The organism is Streptomyces sp. NPDC048291 (assembly GCF_043201715.1).
Lineage (GTDB): Bacteria > Actinomycetota > Actinomycetes > Streptomycetales > Streptomycetaceae > Streptomyces.
The window spans coordinates 29,840-46,535 of sequence record NZ_JBICZC010000027.1; the positions used below are offsets into that span (position 1 = coordinate 29,840).

Annotated in this window: 9 protein-coding genes; 4 read left to right on the top strand and 5 right to left on the bottom strand. The window is 70.3% G+C overall.

All coding sequences use genetic code 11. The features are described 5' to 3' along the window. Positions 1-224 precede the first annotated feature (224 nt). The 5 genes from ACGF5O_RS47365 to ACGF5O_RS47385 all read right to left on the bottom strand — a co-directional run bounded on the left by ACGF5O_RS47365 (position 225) and on the right by ACGF5O_RS47385 (position 10,675). A complete protein-coding gene (locus ACGF5O_RS47365) occupies positions 225-1,406 on the bottom strand; it encodes an adenosylhomocysteinase (RefSeq protein ID WP_393816161.1) in 1,182 nt (393 codons plus the stop codon). Between the two features lie 272 nt (positions 1,407-1,678). After that, the gene (locus tag ACGF5O_RS47370) at positions 1,679-3,832 is read right to left on the bottom strand and encodes a beta-galactosidase (RefSeq protein WP_393816162.1); all 2,154 of its coding nucleotides are present in this window, start codon (positions 3,830-3,832) and stop codon (positions 1,679-1,681) included. Continuing rightward, positions 3,829-5,382, bottom strand: a complete 1,554-nt coding sequence (locus tag ACGF5O_RS47375) for a family 43 glycosylhydrolase (RefSeq protein ID WP_393816163.1) — start codon at positions 5,380-5,382, stop codon at positions 3,829-3,831. The genes ACGF5O_RS47370 and ACGF5O_RS47375 overlap by 4 nt, the downstream gene beginning before the upstream one ends. Positions 5,383-5,413: 31 nt before the next feature. Further along, entirely contained in the window at positions 5,414-7,813 is a 2,400-nt protein-coding gene (locus tag ACGF5O_RS47380; protein ID WP_393816164.1) for a glycoside hydrolase family 3 N-terminal domain-containing protein, read from the bottom strand. Positions 7,814-7,858: 45 nt separating this feature from the next. Beyond that, entirely contained in the window at positions 7,859-10,675 is a 2,817-nt protein-coding gene (locus ACGF5O_RS47385; protein ID WP_393816165.1) for a glycoside hydrolase family 78 protein, read from the bottom strand. A 231-nt stretch (positions 10,676-10,906) separates the two neighbouring features. Between ACGF5O_RS47385 and ACGF5O_RS47390 the strand changes: the two genes are divergently transcribed. From ACGF5O_RS47390 to ACGF5O_RS47405, 4 genes are all read left to right on the top strand, one after another. Continuing rightward, positions 10,907-12,040, top strand: coding sequence for a LacI family DNA-binding transcriptional regulator (locus ACGF5O_RS47390; RefSeq protein WP_393816166.1), 1,134 nt, complete (start codon positions 10,907-10,909; stop codon positions 12,038-12,040). A 412-nt stretch (positions 12,041-12,452) separates the two neighbouring features. Then, on the top strand, positions 12,453-13,949 hold the full coding sequence (locus tag ACGF5O_RS47395; protein WP_393816167.1) for an ABC transporter substrate-binding protein: 1,497 nt from the start codon (positions 12,453-12,455) through the stop codon (positions 13,947-13,949). A gap of 32 nt (positions 13,950-13,981) precedes the next feature. Then, the gene (locus ACGF5O_RS47400; protein ID WP_393816168.1) at positions 13,982-14,923 is read left to right on the top strand and encodes an ABC transporter permease; all 942 of its coding nucleotides are present in this window, start codon (positions 13,982-13,984) and stop codon (positions 14,921-14,923) included. Beyond that, positions 14,920-16,695: a dipeptide/oligopeptide/nickel ABC transporter permease/ATP-binding protein gene (locus ACGF5O_RS47405; protein WP_393816169.1), complete on the top strand. Its 1,776-nt coding sequence runs from the start codon at positions 14,920-14,922 to the stop codon at positions 16,693-16,695. Before ACGF5O_RS47400 ends, ACGF5O_RS47405 begins: the two co-directional genes overlap by 4 nt. Position 16,696 lies beyond the last annotated feature (1 nt).

The window sequence follows — 16,696 nt, forward strand, 5'->3', positions numbered from 1 at the left end:
CAAGGAGGTCGGAGACGTCCCGTCGGCGGTCATCGGGAACCGCCCGCCCCGGCTGGTCGAGTGGCCGGTGTCCGGCGCGGGCAGCTTCATTGCCGCACCCTGCCCGCGATTGCGGAAGGTGTGCCAGGCCCCAACTTCGGGATGGTGGATCTTCACGGGACGGGTTGCCCGTTCCGCGGGGCTGTCTCGGGACAGCCCCGCGCGAGCAGATCAGGCTGTGTGCTTCAGACAGTGCTCAGCACGTCGACCAGATCGGTGGCGACCCGGCGGTCGATGGGGGCGGGCACGGCCTGCACGCCGGTTGCGAGAGGCTGGTCGTGGCCGGTGGTGATGGCGGCGAGACTGCAGGCCTGGAGGGTCAAGCCGAGGTCCATGGCCTGAATGGGATTGCCCTTGGCCGCGGTCAGGTTGATCATCTTGGTGCCCGCGAGAACGATGATCTCGCGGCCGTCGTGCAGCTTGTGCACGGCACGCTCCTGCCCGCTGGGGCCGGAGCGGTGCACGGAGGCAGTGTGCTCGGCCAGCGCGTGTGCGTCCAGTTCCCAGGGCATGTGCCCGACGCCGGCGATGACGGTTCCGTCCCGCAGGGCGGCGAGTTCCGCCGCGCCGATCACACCGGGGTGCCCGGTGGCCAGGAAGAGCAGCTGGGTCCGGGGCAGCAGGTCCACGAGGCTGCCGACCTGGTGCCCGGCCATCACGGCTTCCAGGGCGCGGTAGGGGTCGGTCTCGGCCACCGAGACGCGGGCGCCGAGGTGAGCGAGGGTGTCCGCGACGCCCCGTCCGCAGGGGCCGTAGCCGACGACGGTGGCACGGGCGGCGGGGATCATGAGGTTGGTGGCGTTCATGAAACCCTGCACAACACTCTGGCCGACGCCGAACTCGTTCTCGACCAGCAGCTTGAGGCGGCTGTCGTTGATGACGATCACGGGGAAGTCCGGATGCTTCTCCCAGGAGCGGATGCGCAGGCCGCCCGTGGTCGTCTCCTCCGTGGCGCCGGTGAGGCCCGGCAGGCCGCCGCCTGCCAGAACCCCCTCGATCAGGTCGGCGCCGTTGTCGAGAATGAGGTCGGGCTGCGCGTCCAGGACGCGTGCGATGTTCTCGCGATGCTGGGCGAGACCGTCGCGGCGGTGGCCCACGACGGTGATGCCGTAGTCGCGCAGCGCCTGTGCGGTGTCCTCCTGGGTGGTGCCGGGGGAGCCGGTGAGGATGATCTCGGCGCCTGCCTGTGCGAGGTAGCCGACGAGGACGGCGGTCTTGGGCTCGATGTGCAGGCAGATGCCGATACGGCGGCCGGCGAACGCCGACGCGTGGCTCTGCATGGTGGCCGCCAGCATCGGCATGTGGCGGGCGGCCCACTGCGTGCCGTCGTGAAGGATCGGGCAGCAGGCAGGGGAGATCTGGGACATGGCGAAGTTCCTTGGCTGAAAGGGAGGGTGACGGGCACACGGGTGCCATGGCGCCGGCATGTGTCGAGGGCACACGTGTGCCCTCGACACATGCCGGCGCGTCAGCCGTAGAACTCGCTGCGGTAGGAGTGGTCACCGAATATCCACAGGCGGAGCGTCCCCTGCCTCGCATTCATCGGGAACCTCCTTTCCTTGCGGTGACACCTTTGCTCATTACTACCTGCTGGCCGACGTTATACGCATAACGTCGGCCTGGCAAGATCCGATCGTGCTCAGACCCGGTCCTCCGCCGTGACGAACACCCTGACGTCCCACGCCCCGAGTTCCACCCTCGTGCCAACCGGCAGCGAGCCGCCCTCCAGGACGTCGGTCAGTGCGACCGGGGTGACGACCTGCGCTGGCTCCCAGCCCCAGTTGTGAACCACGTGCACACGACGTCCGTCCGCGGCGGTTGCCGTGGTCGCGGTGACCGGTACCGGAAGCTCCTGCCAGCCGCTGCACGCGACGGGAGCCAGCCATGCGGACAGTGTCCGGGCCAGTGCGAGGCCGGGCACGGTGCCGACGCAGGTGACACGGCCTTGGCCGTGATGGCGGGTCGTCACTGCCGGCCAGCGTCCGAAGTGAGGGTGGTCGTATCCGGCGAGGACCTCGGCGTCGGTGACCGTGAGACCGTCCACCCAGCGGGTGGCCGTCGCACTCTCGGGTATGCCGAGCGGACTGCCTGGCACCGCGCGGAGCGGGAGATCCTGCGCGAGGTTGCTGAACTCGTCGTAGCTCACGCCCGCTGCTGCGGCGAGCCGTCCGGGCGCGGGCTCCTGCCGTGCACGGGCCTCGTGGTCCGCGTACCCGGTGCGGGGGCCGAGGACGAGATGGCCGCCCGCGTGGGCGTAGGCCGCGAGCCAGTCGAGGGTCGTGTCATCGCCGAGGTACAGGGCGGGGACGACCAGAACGGGGTGGAGCCGGGCAGCCTCATCGGGTGCAAGGCCGGCCCGTCGGCCTTGCGGGTCGTGCAACTGACGGGCGTGGATGATGCGCACCTGGCGCCCGGCGTCGAGGGCGCCGCGGTAGAAGGGATCGACGATCCCGTGATACGCCTCGGGGTCGGGACCGCCGTCCGGAGCCGACAGGGGCGGGTACTTCTGCATGTGCCACATGCTCGGCGTCGAGCGGACGACGGTGATGTCGGCATCCGGCCGCAGGCCGGCGACCAGCGGGCCGGCCGCCTCGAACTCCGCGCCCAAGCGGGCCAGTTCCGCATGAACGCGGCCGGGCCGGCCGGTGTGCGGCAGTACGCCGCCCCAGTACGTCTCCGTGCCGAAGTGCAGAGTGTGCCAGTGCCAGTACTCCACCATCCGCGCGCCCCGGGCCACCAGAGCCCATGCGGCCTGGCGCCACTGACCGTCGTAGGCGGGCCGGTTGTCCCACGGCGGCCCGATCGCGCCGGCGTTGGTCTCGGTGACCAGGAACGGCTCCTGGCGGGAGGAGTACATCCGGTCGGCGGCCAGATACAGCTTCCACACATCGCTCTGCCGCGTCCGTGCTTCCTGCTCCCCGGATGTGGTGTCCGGGAGCGCGAGGAGGTCCTGCATGCCGTAGTAGGCGTTGCCAGCAGTGACATCGAGCCGGTCGGTCAGCTCGTCGTCCTCCACCGCGGGGCGTACGTAGGAGATGCAGGTGGTGACGAACTGGTCGGGCCGGGCGCACTCGCGGACGATGTCCGCCTGCCAGTTGATGAACTCGGTGACCTGGCGGGCCTGGAACTCCCGCCAGGCGATGTCGTACTGGGGCTGCGCGTTGCCGTCCGGCCGCCACAGGTCGGACCAGGTCGACAGCCGGTGCGACCAGTAGACCAGCCCCCACTCGCGGTTGAGGGTCTCGACGTCGCCGTACTTCTGGCGCAGGTGGTCGACGAAACGCTCGAAGATCCCGTGGTTGTAAAGGAGTTCGTTGCCGGGTTCGTTGTCGACCTGGAACCCGATGACGGCCGGGTGACCGGCGTACCGGGCGACGATTTCCCTCACCACGCGTTCGGCGTGGAAGAGGAAAGCAGGGTGGGTGAAGTCGACCTCCTGGCGGGAGCCCCAGCCGATGCGCCGGCCGGTCTCCCGCTCGCCCGCGATCTCGGGGTAGAGGCGGGCGAGCCACGGCGGCACCGCGTACGTCGGGGTCCCGAGGATCACGCGGATCCCGCGCTCGTGGGCGCCGTCGAGGACGGGCTGCAGCCAGTCCAGGTCGAAGCGGCCGTTCTCCGGTTCCCACGTCGACCAGACCGACTCGCCGACCCGGATGACGGTGAAGCGCGCGTCCGCCATCAGGTCGAGGTCGGTCTTGAGCCGGTCGTCGGACCGGTTGTCGGGGCCGTAGGCGGGCTGGTACTCGTGGTAGTAGGCGGCGCCGAACAGGACGCGCGGCGGCAGGCCGGTCACGTCAGGGCCTCTCCGTGGTAGCGGAAGTCGGCGAAGTGGACGGTGCCCTCCTCGGCGAACATGCCGGTGACGCGCCCGGTGAAGGAAGCGGCGGTCTCGAACGACCAGACCCGGCCGTCGAACTCGGCCAGCTGCGTCTCGACGCCGTCGCCGTCGACGAGGCTCAGCCGGACGAGGTCGCCCGTGGGCGCCCACGGCAGCCGTCCCGCGGTGGGCGCGTGTGTGGCGATCCGGAGCACGACCTCGTCGCCCGCCGCCTCGGCGCTCCAGGAGTGGGACAGAGTGGGCATGGACGCCCGGCCCGTGACCCGGATCCCGCTGCCGGACGGCGCCCGCTCGGCGAGAACGGAGATGGTGAAGTCCTCGTCGAGGCGGATCCCCAGGCCGCCCCTGCCGTCGGCCGGGGCGACACGGGTCTCCACGACGCTGGTCAGATGACGCTGACGGCGGCCGACGAAGTCCGGACGGAAGGTGTCGATGCCCCCGGAGTCCGCGCGAAGGGTCAGGTAACCGGGACGGCCGCCGGCGGACACCACCGTCTGGGGGGTGCGGCCCACGGCGAGCCAGCCCGGGTCCGCGAGGGCGGCCGGGTCGGTGAACTCGAAGTACTCGTCGACCGGTTCGGACCGCGGGCTGTACGGCACCGGGGCCGCGTGCGGCCAGCCGTCGGCCCACTCCACCGCGGTGACGTAGGTCTCCCGGCACAGGGCGGCGGTGCGTCCGACCATGCGCGTGCCGAGGAGGATCAGCAGGTCCTTGCCGTGCGGCCCGCGCACCAGGTCGGCGTGGCCGGTGCACTGCACGCGGCGGTCCGTCCCGGACGCGCTGAGGACGGGATTGTGCGGCGCCCCCTCGAAGGGCCCCTCGATACTCGGGCCGCGGGCGATGCTCACCGAGTGCCCGTAACCGGTGCCGCCCTCCGCGATCATCAGATACCACTGCCCGTCGCGGTGGTAGAGGTGCGGCGCCTCGGGGGAGACCAGCCCGGTGCCCGACCACAGCTCCCGGGGCTCCTCGAGGATCTTGCCGGCCACGAGGTCGACCCTCGCCTGGAGGATGCCCCGGTTGGCGACCACCTGGGTACCGACCAGGTGCAGACCGCTGAACGTGACGTAGGCCGTTCCGTGCTCGTCCCAGGCCAGGTCGGGGTCGATGCCGTTGATGCCCTCGATGGTGACCCCGTCGCTCCAGGGACCGGCGGGGTCGCTCGCGGTGAACAGGACGCAGCCGCGCGGGCTGTCGGTCACCGTGACGATGAGGTGGTAGAGACCCTCGTGGTAGCGGAGGGTGGGCGCGAACACGCCGGCGGTGGACGCCGTTCGGGCAAGGCCGACCTGCTCCTCACGGGGCGCGACGTTGCCGATGTGCTCCCAGTGGGCGAAGTCGGTGCTGCGGTAGACCGGCAGGGCCGGCAGGTACTCGAACGACGAGGTGACCGTGTAGTACGTCCCGTCGACGAGGATGCAGGTGGGGTCCGGGTTGAAACCGGGGATCAGAGGGTTGGGCAGGTCCACGGGCTCGACCTGCATCCGGGTGGGCTGCGGTGTCATGGCATCGCCTTCGGTTGTCTCGGTGGCCGGGTCAGACGGGGGCGACGACTGTCTCGGAGAGGAAGGAACGCTCCTGGCTGGTGAGGATCCTGGGCTCGCCGATCAGGTCGAAGGAGCCGGTCAGGCGCCGGTCGTCGGAGTCGAAGCCGAGGAAGTACTCGACGTGCGCCGGTTCGACGGCGAAGTCGCGCGCCACGTTGGTGTGACCGAGCTGGGCGGCCTCCAGGTAGAAGGTGACCCGGCGGGATTCGCCGGCCGCCAGCTCGACCCGGTTGAAGCCGGCCAGCTGCTGGGCAGGCAGGGTGACACCGGAGGCGTTGACCCGCACGTAGAGCTGAAGGGTGACGGCGCCCGTGACGGAGCCCGTGTTGGTGAGGATCGCGCTGATGCGGGCGGCGTCGCCGGTGCCGACCTCCGTGTCGCCGGACAGGTCGGCGAGCGCGAAGTCGGCGTAGCTCAGGCCGTGGCCGAACGGGTACAGCGGGGTCGCCTCCATGTCCAGGTAGAGCCGGCCCGTGCCCGGCGGCAGCGGGTTGCGGTAGCCGGTACCGGCGGGCTGGTGGTGGTAGACCGGGATCTGCCCGGTGTGTCGCGGAATGCTGTAGGGCAGCTTCCCGCTGGGATTGACCGCGCCGAAGAGAACCTCGGCGACCGCGCTCGGCCCGAACGGCCCGCCGTAGGGCGCCACCACGATCGCCGCCGCGTCGCGCACCGCCTCGGGCAGCGTGTAGGCACGCCCCTGGGTGAGCACGACGACGAGGGGCTTGCCGGTGGCTGCCACCGCTTCGGCGAGGGCCGCCTGGGCGGGCGGCAGCGAGATGTCCGCCGAGTCGCTCGCCTCGCCCTCGGTGCGCTCGCCGGTGAACCACAGACTCGCGCCGCCGAGCGCGAGCACCACGACATCGGAGCGGCGCGCGGCGTCGACCGCCCGCTCCAGAGCGTCGGCGCCGAGGGACTGGGTCAGAGTGCTGCCCTGCTCCACGAGCACCGTGCCGGCGAAGTCCCCGACCGCGTCGGCGAGCGTGCGCGCCCCGTAGCGTTCGCGCAGGAACGTCTCCTGGTCGACCGGCGGGAACAGGTCGTCGTTCCACGAGTCCATGCCCGGTTCGGTGCCGATCTGGTTGCCGAGCGCGCCCTGCGCCATCCGCAGGGTCATCTCCCGCCACGCGGGATAGGTGTACGTGGGGAACTGCAGGGAGACCACGTCGGCGTGCGGGCCGATGACGGCCACGCTGCCCGCGCCCGGGGACAGCGGCAGCAGCCCGTCGTTCTTGGCCAGCACCACCGCGCGCCTTGCCAGCTCCTGCGAGAGCTGCCCGCCCTCCGCGGCGGTGGCGTCCAGGTCGATGCGCTCGGCCGGGTACGGGTTCTCGAAGAGGCCGAGGTCGAACTTGGCCTGCAGGACCCGCAGCACGCAGGCGTCCACGTCCCGCTCGTCCAGCCGGCCCTGCGCCACCTCGTCGATGAGCCCGTCGCCGTAGCCGAACGCCTTGGGTAGCTCCACGTCCAGGCCGGCCAGGATGCCCAGGCGCCCCGCCTCCCCGGGGGTGGCGGCGGCCCGCTGCCGGTTCACCGCATGCTCCAGCGTGGTGTAGTCCGAGGCCACGAACCCCTCGAAGCCGAGGGTCCCGCGCAGCAGATCGGTCAGGATCTCCCGCGAGATGCCCGCGGGAACGCCATCCACGTCCGCGTACGAGTTCATCACGGACCTCAGGCCGGCGAGCTGGATCGCGGCCTCGAAGGGGTAGGCGAACAGGTCCCGGGTACGGCGCGCGCCGCCCTCGTAGGCCGACAGGTTGATGCCGCCCGAGGCGAGGCCATAGCCCAGGAAGTGCTTGGCGGTGGCGATCACGCCGTCCGCCAGGTCGTCCCCCTGCAGGCCGTGGGTGTAGGCCACGCTGAGCGCGGCGGCCAGATACGGGTCCTCCCCGTAGGTCTCGTGCACCCGCCCCCAGCGCGGATCGAGCGCGACGTCCATCACCGGGGACAGCGCCTGCCGGAAGCCCACCCTGCGCATCTGGTGACGGATCAGGTCCGCCATCTCCTCGACGAGATCGGGGCTCCATGCCGCGGCCAGTCCGGTGCCGGTCGGGAAGACCATGTGGCCCCCGGCGACGAAACCGTTGAGGGCCTCGGCGTGTACCAGTGCCGGAATACCGAGCCGGGTGCGGGTCACGTACTGCCGCTGGATCCCGCCCACCAGACGCGCGAGCCGGGCCGGATCGTCGGCCGTCAACCCCGCGATGTGCCCAGGCGCCCGCTTGATCACCTCCTCCGCGCCGTCCGCTTCCGAACCGTCGGCACGCACCAGGCACCACGGCCAGACGGCGGTGAGCTGGTCGCACTTCTCTTCCAGTGTCATTTCACTCAGGAGCAGCTCGGCTCGGGCCGCATTGGGCAGCAGGATGTCGCGGTAGTCCTCAGTGGACATGGTCGAGGTTCTCCTTGTGTTGCGTGATTGCGGGCACCGGGGACATCAGGCGGAGTCCGATTCGATGATCGTGCTCACGGCCCGGTGGAAGGCGTCGGCGCCCAGGTGCAGGTCCTGCGGTACCAGGGCGGGAGCGAGATCGCCGGCGGGCGCGTCGAGGTGGCCGAAGAGCCCGACCGCGACCTGGGTCTCGCCGCGGGGGGCCAGGCCTGTCTCGACGGCCGCGTCGACCACCGCGGCCCAGGCGGCCGGGTCGTCCATGACGTCCCGGACCGTGACCGGGGCGGACGGTCTGTGCGGCGGGGCGACGGGATCGGTCACCACCCAATGGTGCTTGCCGTGATGGACCAGGACGGGGTCGACGGCACCGGGCAGGTGCACCTGAGCGGTCGTTCCCACCGGTACCCGCACATCGAGCCGGAAGCGCCCGTCGACGCGTTCCCACGCGACCGAGGCCTCTCCGTACGGGGTCAGATGCCTGGCGGATGCCGAGGTCAGCGCCGCACACGGCAACGGCTCCACCCGGATCCTGCGGTAACCCGGGGCAGCGGGGGCGAGACCGGCCACCCGACGGTGCATCCAGTCCGCGACGGCGCCGAGCGCGTAGTGGTTGAACGAGGTCATCTCGCCGGGGTTGATGCTCCCGTCGGGCAGCATGCTGTCCCAGCGTTCCCAGACGGTGGTCGCTCCCATGGTCACCGGGTACAGCCACGACGGGCAGCCGGTCTGCAGCAGCAGCCGGTAGGCGACGTCCGCGTGGCCGGTGGAGGCCAGGGCGTCGGTGACGAGCGGGGTGCCCACGAAGCCGGTGCTGATCCGGAATCCGCTGGCGCGCACCAGGTCGGCCAGCCGCCGGCCGGCCTGCTCCCGCTGCTCCTCACCGGGCAGCAGCCCCCAGCAGAGGGCGACGGCGTACACGGTCGGAGCATCCGAGACGATCCGGCCGGCGGAGGTGACGTAGGCACGGTTGAAGGCCTCGCGCACCTCGGTGGCCAGCGCGGCGTAGTGCTCCGCCTCGGCGGTACGGCCCAGCACGCGCGCGGCCTCGGCCACGAGTGCCGCCGAGCGGGCCAGGTGGGCCGTGGCGACGACGTCGGGGTCGGCCTTCGCGCGCATGGGTGCGTCCGGGGGCGCGTCCGGGTCAAGCCAGTCGCCGAACTGGAAGCCGCCGGTCCACAGGCGGTCCGGCCCGGCCAGGGACTCCACCTTGTCGACCCAGGCGCGCATGCTCGGCAGCTGGCGTTCCAGCACCGCCTGGTCACCCGTGCGCTGATAGAGCACCCACGGGACCACGACGGCGGCGTCCCCCCACGCCGCCGAGGCGGGCGATGCGTCGTGCAGCACGTCCGGGATCACGTACGGGACGGACCCGTCCGGCAACTGCTCGGCGGCGAGGTCCGCAAGCCACGAGCCGAGGAACCCGGCGGTGTCGAACAGGAAGGCCGCGGTGGGGGCGAACACCTGGATGTCGCCGGTCCAGCCGAGCCGCTCATCGCGCTGCGGGCAGTCGGTGGGCACGTCCACGAAGTTGCCGCGCATGCCCCAGACAACGTTCTCGTGGAACCGGTTCAGCAGGTCGTGCGAGGAGTCGAACCACCCGGTACGCCGCAGGTCCGACGTGATGACCACGGCCTCGACGTCCTCGGCGCGCAGACCGGCGATCCCGGACACCTCCGCGTAGCGGAAGCCGTGGAAGGTGAGGGCGGGTTCGAGGACCTCCTGCGCGCGGCCGGCGACGAGATACGTGTCGGTCGCTTCCGCGGTGCGCAGCGGGCGGGTGCCGAGCTCCCCGCCTTCCAGGACCTCGGCGTGCCGGACGACGACCTCGCTGCCGGGCGCCAGGTGGCGCACCCGCAGGCGGACCCAGCCCACCGTGTTCTGGCCGAAGTCCACCAGGGTGCGGCCCGAGGGAGAGGTCCACACCTTCTGCGCCGACAGCAGGCGGTCGACCCGGACCGGCGGCCCCTGCGGTGCGACGAGACGCGCGAGGTCGCCCGCGACGACCTCGACCGCGCTCGTCGCGGGGGTCCAGCCGCGACCGCGGCGCCGCAGGTCCGTGTGCTGTCCGTCGTAGAGGTCGTCGGCGAGGACCTCGCTCTCGCGCGCGGTCCAGGAGCCGTCGGTACCGAGGACGTGGACCCGGCCGTCCGCGGTCGTGACCTCCAGCTGCGCCAGCAGTGCGAGCCGGTCGCCGTACTGGGCACGCTCGCCCCGGAAACCGAGACGGCCCCGGAACCAGCCGTTGCCCAGCAGGAACTCCAGCGTGTTGTCCCCGCTGCGCACGAGGTCGCTCACGTCGTAGGTCTGGTAGCGCAGCCGGTGCGGGTAGGCCGTCCAGCCCGGGGCGAGCACGGCGTCCCCGACCCGGCGCCCGTTGAGGGTGGCGTTGTACACGCCGTGTGCCGTGGCGTAGAGGCGGGCCTTGTGCACCTCTCCGGGAACGTGGAGCGAGCCGGACAGTACCGGCGTGGGCATGCGCAGTGCCCCCACCCCGGCCGGGCTGACGAAGGACGCGGTCCAGTCGCCGGCACCGAGCAGACCGGCCTCCACGACGGAGCGCTCGCTCCAGCCGCTCCACTCCTCCTTGTGGGCCACGCGCACGCGCACTGCCGCGAACTCCCGGGATCCCAGCGGCTTCGCGGGCCAGGGCACCAGCACCTGCTCGGCGCTCTCGACCCGGTACCTCTCGGTCGTCGTACCCTGTACCACTTCGACCTCGTAGGCAGTCTGCTCGTAACCGGGGCCGGCCTGGGAGACCGACCACGACAGACGTGGTGAGCCCGTGCCGATACCGCGTACAGGGGAGCCGTCGGTGAAGTGTTCGAAACGAGGTGGGGAAGGTGCAGCAGCAGCCACGACCATGCGAGTCTCCAGACATCTCGAGCATTCGGTGACCGGGCCTTACGGCGGGCGCCAGTGCGCGTTCCGTTCGGGAACGCCCGTCTCCGCCATCGGATGAGTCGCGTAACAGGCCGGTAATGTGCAACGTTGGACGTCGGGAGCGTAAGGAGTGCTCCGAAGCAGTGTCAAGAGGTCAGGAGGGCGTCGACCGGTGAGGCGGCGATCGATGCGGGCGCTTGTAGCATGGCGCGAATGGACAACAGCTCTGACGGCGCTGAACTGCGGGGTGACATGAGCGCTTCGGGCGAGCGGCACGTCCGGTCGGGGCGGAACCGTACCGACGGCACATCACGGCCTTCCGGGCCGCGCCGCGTGACGATCCACGACGTTGCCCAGGAGGCCGGCGTCTCGTTCTCGGCCGTCTCCAAGGTGCTCCGGGACGCCTACGGCGTCAGTCCGCAGATGCGGGAGAAGGTCACCGCCGCGATCGAGAAACTGGGCTACCGGCCCCAAGCGAGCGCGCGCGCCATGCGCGGCCGCTCCTACACCGTCGGTGTCATGCTCGTGGCGCTTTCGCATCCCTTCCAGCCGGAGATCGTCGAAGGTGTCACGGACGAGCTCGAACCGGGCCCCTACCAGGAGATCCTCATCACCGGGGGGCTCGCCGCCCCGCGTCAGCAACGCAGCATCGAGGCACTGATCGACCGCCAGGTCGACGGGCTCGTCGTCATCGCGCCCGAGGCGAGTACGGCGTGGCTGGAACGGCTAGGGCAGGAGATTCCCGCCGTGGTGGTCGCGCGGCACGGCGGCGCCGCCCACTACGACACGGTCGTGGACGACGACCGCGGCGGCGCGCGGCTCATGGTGGACCACCTGGTGCGGCTCGGCCACCGGCGCATCGTGCACACCACCCACCCGACGGGGGACCTGGAGCGGCCCTTCGTCCTCTCGCACACCGCACGCTGCGACGGCTACGTCGACGCCATGAGACGGCACGGCCTGGAGCCGGACGTCATCGAGACGTCGTACACGGAGGAAGGCGGCTACCTGGCCGCCGTCGAAGCCCTGGACAGGTCCCTCCCGCCGACCGCCGTCTTCGCCGGGGCCGACATCGCGGCACTCGGTGTCCTGAGGGCCGCGGAGGAGCGGGACCTGCGGGTCCCCGAAGACCTCACCGTCACGGGGTACGACAACATCACCGCCTCCGCCATCGGCCGGGTCTCCCTCACGACGGTGGACCAGTCCGCCCACCTGACCGGCCAGATGAGCGCACGCCTGCTTCTCGAACGGCTGGAGGGCCGCACGCAGCCGACCCACTACGTCGTGGCGCCTCGCCTGCTGGTACGTGGCTCGAGTGCGGCTCCGGCGCGCGGTGGACGGGCATGACGGTCCTCGTAGCCAGGACCTCGGCGTGTGCAACGGTGCACTCGCTGCCCCGTCTGTGAAGAGGAATGGCCGGTGGGCGATGGGTCGCCGGCCATTCGCACGCCTGCCGGTCCGTCTTCCGCCGCGGCGATGAAAGCCCAGGTGGGCGCCGTTTGGTAAGGAGACTTAAAGGCCAGGCTACGGGCACGTTGCGGAACTGTTACCCGAGTCGTGCGGTTCACGCTCTTGACTCATTCTGGCTCGCCTCCGTACGTTGCCGCGTACAACGTTGCTCACACCCCATCGGTCCGGTTTGCGCCCCTGTTTCGGGCGCCCGTGACACTTCTGCACCGGCCGGCACGTAGCCGGGGCCGCGCATCACTCGCCTCTGAAGGAGTCAACGATGCGGCGCATCACAAGATCTGCTTTCGCAGTGACAACGACCATGTCTCTCGCCGCGCTGGGAGCCCTCAGCGGCTGCACCGGTGGGAGTACCGCGTCGGGCAAGGCGGGAAGCAGGGACACGCTCACGCTCGCCATGTCGCAGGACATCCAGGGGTGGGATCCGACGAGCCAGCCCGCCTACCAGGGCTGGGGGGCGTCGGCGGTCTACGATTCCCTCTTCCGCTGCGACGCCCTGGGCAAGCCCCAGCCGGCCGCCGCGAAGTCCTGGACGTTCAAGTCCGACAACACCGGGGTGACGGTCCACCTGCATCCCGGGATGAAGTTCTCCGACGGCACCCCGGTGAACGCGGCGGCGGTGAAGGCGTCCATCGAGTACGCCAAGAAGCACGGCGGCAGCGCAGCCCGCTTCGCCCCCATGACGGTCACCACGCCGGACGACCTGACGGTGGTGATCAGCGAGACGACGCCGAACCCGCTGCTCGCCCTGCGGCTGTGCGAGGTGAAGATGGCCAGCCCGAAGTACCTGGCCTCGGGCAAGACGAACAAGGCACCGGTCGGCTCGGGCCCCTACACGCTCGACCAGGCGGCCACGACCAGCGGTTCCGTCTACACCTTCACCAAGAACAACGCCTACTGGGACACCAAGTCCTACCCGTACAAGAAGCTCGTCATCAAGGTGATCACCAACGAGACCGCCGCGATCAACGCCCTGAAGACGGGGCAGATCGACGGCACCCTCGTCACCCAGGCGACCTACAGCCAGGCCAAGGCCTCCGGGATGAAGATCCAGTCGGTCAAGAGCCAGGTCACCCGCATGCTGATCACCGACCACCTGGGCAAGAAGATCCCGGCCCTGGGCAGCCTGGACGTGCGCCGTGCGATGAACATGGTCTTCGACAAGGAGGCCCTCTCGAAGAACCTCTACCGCGGGCTCGCCAACCCGACCGCCCAGATCTTCCGCGGCGGCACGGACGCCTACATCAAGGGTCTGAAGGACCCGTACCCCTACAACGTCGACGCCGCGAAGAAGCTCATGGCGAAGGCCGGCTACGCGAAGGGCTTCGACCTTGAGGTGCCGTTCCTGGCGGGCCAGAACCTCGACTCGCTGATGCCGGTGATCAAGCAGCAGCTGGGGCTGATCAACATCAAGGTCAAGCAGGTCACGCTGTCCGGGCCGAACGCCATCACCGAGCTGCTCAGCGGCAAGTACCCGGTGCCGTTCTGGCAGCTCGGCAACTACGGTGACTCCCGGCAGGACATCACCGACTACCTCCTGCCGGACGGCATCTGGAACGTGGAGCACCAGAAGGACGCCACGGTGGCCAAGCTCTGGAAGAAGATCCTGTCCGACACCCCGGAGCAGTCGGTCAAGGACCAGCAGGCCCTCAACCGCTACGTCGTCGACCAGGCGTGGTTCGTACCGCTGGCGGAGACGGGCATGTTCTACGCCTACAACCCCAAGATCAACATTCGTCCCTCCACCGACCCGGGCGGCCTGCACCCGGTCCTGCGGGACTTCCAGTAGCCCTTCGGGCATGAGCGAATAGGAGCCCTCGGGTGTTGGGTTCTGCAGCGAAGAAGCTGGTCCGCGCGGTGGCCGTGCTGCTGCTGGTCAGCTTCGCGACCTTCACGCTGATGTACGGCAACGGCCCGGGCATCGCCCGGGCGGTGCTGGGTACGAACGCGACCGAGGCCGACGTCAAGGCCGAGGTCGTCACGCTCGGCCTGGACCGGCCGCTCCTCGTGCAGTACGGGGACTGGCTCAAGGGAGTCGTCACCGGCAACCTCGGGGACTCCTTCTTCACCGGGCAGTCCGTGACGTCCTCCCTGGCGTCACGGGTGCCGGTGACCCTGACCATGATCGTTCTGGCGCTGGTGCTGACCGCGGTGCTGAGCGTCCTGATCGGTGTTGCCGCAGCGGTCCGCGGCGGCTGGATCGACCGGGTGGTCCAGTTCCTCGCGGTCCTCGGGGCAGCCGTCCCACCGTTCATCGTCGCCATCGGGCTGGTCTTCGCCTTCGCGGTCTCCGTCCGGCTGCTGCCGGCGACGGGATACGTCTCACCGGACGTCAGCGTCAGCGGATGGCTGGAGTCGGTCACCCTGCCGGTCATCGCCCTGCTCGTGGGGTCGATCGCCAACGCCGCCTCACAGTTTCGCGGAGCCGTCCTCGACACCCTCTCCAAGGACTTCGTCCGGACACTGAGAGCCCGGGGCATACCGGAATCCCGGATCATCTTCCGGCACGTGCTCCGCAACGCTGCAGGTCCCGGCCTCACCGCGCTGAGCCTGCAGACGATCGCCCTGATCGGCGGGGTGGTCATCATCGAGCAGGTGTTCGCCATGCCGGGCATGGGCGACCTGAGCAACACCTCCGCCCAGCAGGGGGACGTGCCCGTGGTGATGGGCTGCGTACTGGTGACCATCGTCATCGTGCTCGTCGTCAACCTGCTGGGAGACCTCGCCACGGCCGCCGTCAACCCGAAAGCGAGGACGCGATGACCACCACTCCTGTGCTGGACGCGGACGACCTGGACGCCCGGGCAGCGGTGAAGGGACGGTCCGTGCTGCGGCGGCTGCTGGCCAACCCGCAGGGCGCGGCCTGCCTGGTCTTCCTGCTCTTCGTGATGGTCCTGGGCCTGTCCAGCCCCTGGCTCGCGCCCACCGGACCCAACAAGACGGACCTCAACGCGGTCAACGCCGCTCCCTTCAGCCCCGGCCACATCCTCGGCGCGGACGCCACGGGGCGGGACATCCTGTCGCGTCTGATGTGGGGCACCCGCGAGACACTGCTCGCCTGCGTGGTGGTCCTCGTCGTCTCGGTCGCTCTCGGGGTGACGAGCGGCCTGGTGGCCGGCTTCTACCGGGGCAGGTTCGAGGCAGTGTCGAGCTGGGTCTCCGACGTCGTCATGTCGATGCCCGGCATCGTCCTGCTCATCGCGCTCTACGCACGCACAGGCCCCAACGTCGTCGCCGCCATGACCGTCTTCGGGCTCCTGATCGCCCCGGCGTACTTCCGCCTGGTCAAGTCCGTCGTAGTCGGCGTCCGCACCGAGCTGTACGTGGACGCGGCCAAGGTGGTGGGACTGTCCGACCTGAGGATCGTCGGCCGCCACATACTGTGGGCCGTGCGCGCGCCGGTGGTCATCCAGAGCTCCTTCGTCCTCGCCGCGGGCATCGGCATCGAGGCCGGCGTCGACTTCCTCGGCCTCGGCGACCCCGCCAAGGCGTCCTGGGGCAGCGTCCTGCAGGAGTCCTTCGGCAACATCTACAACAACAAAGCCGGCGTCCTGTGGCCGGCCCTGCTCATCAGCCTGACCATCCTCGCCCTCGTCCTGCTCGGCAACGCCCTGCGCGACGTCCTGCAGTCTTCCGCGCACAGCAGGAAGCTGTCCGCACACCGCCGGCGCGAGGTGATCCGGCAGGCCCGGGAACAGGCCGCGGCGGACGGTCCGGCCCGGCCCGCCGAGGAGCCCGACGCGGTGCTGTCCATCCGCGGCCTGCGCGTCGGCTACCCCGACGGCGCGGACGGCGTGCGCGAGGTCGTCCACGGCGTCGATCTCGACGTACGCCGGGGCGAGGTCCACGGCCTGGTGGGCGAGTCGGGATCCGGCAAGTCACAGATCGCCTTCGCGACCCTGGGAATCCTGCCCCGCGAGGCGGTCGTCCTTGGCGGAAGCGCCGTCCTGGACGGAAAGGACCTGCTGGCCGACGAGGAACACATGCGCGCGGCACGCGGCCGGCGGATCGCCTACGTCCCCCAGGAACCCATGTCGAACCTCGACCCCTGCTTCACGGTCGGCGCGCAACTCACCCACGCTCTGCGCGCGGTGAAGAACGTGACCAAGAAGGAGGCTGAGCAGGAACTGCTGGCCCTGCTGGCACGCGTGGGCATCAAGGATCCCGAACGCGTGTTCCGCCAGTACCCCCACGAGATCTCCGGCGGCATGGCGCAGCGTGTCCTGATCTGCGGAGCGGTGGCCTCAGGACCGGACCTGATCGTCGCGGACGAGCCGACCACCGCGCTGGATGTGACCGTACAGGCCGAGGTGCTGGAACTGCTGCGGGAACTGCGTGAAGAACGCGGACTGGCCGTCGTCCTGGTGACCCACAACCTCGGTGTCGTGGCCGACATCTGCGACACGGTCAGCGTGATGCGCGACGGACGCATCGTGGAGCGCAGCGACGTGGACGCGCTCTTCGAGGCACCGGCCGAGGCGTACACGCAGGAACTGCTCTCATCGGCACGCCGTGTCGAGATCGCGGAGGTGTGAG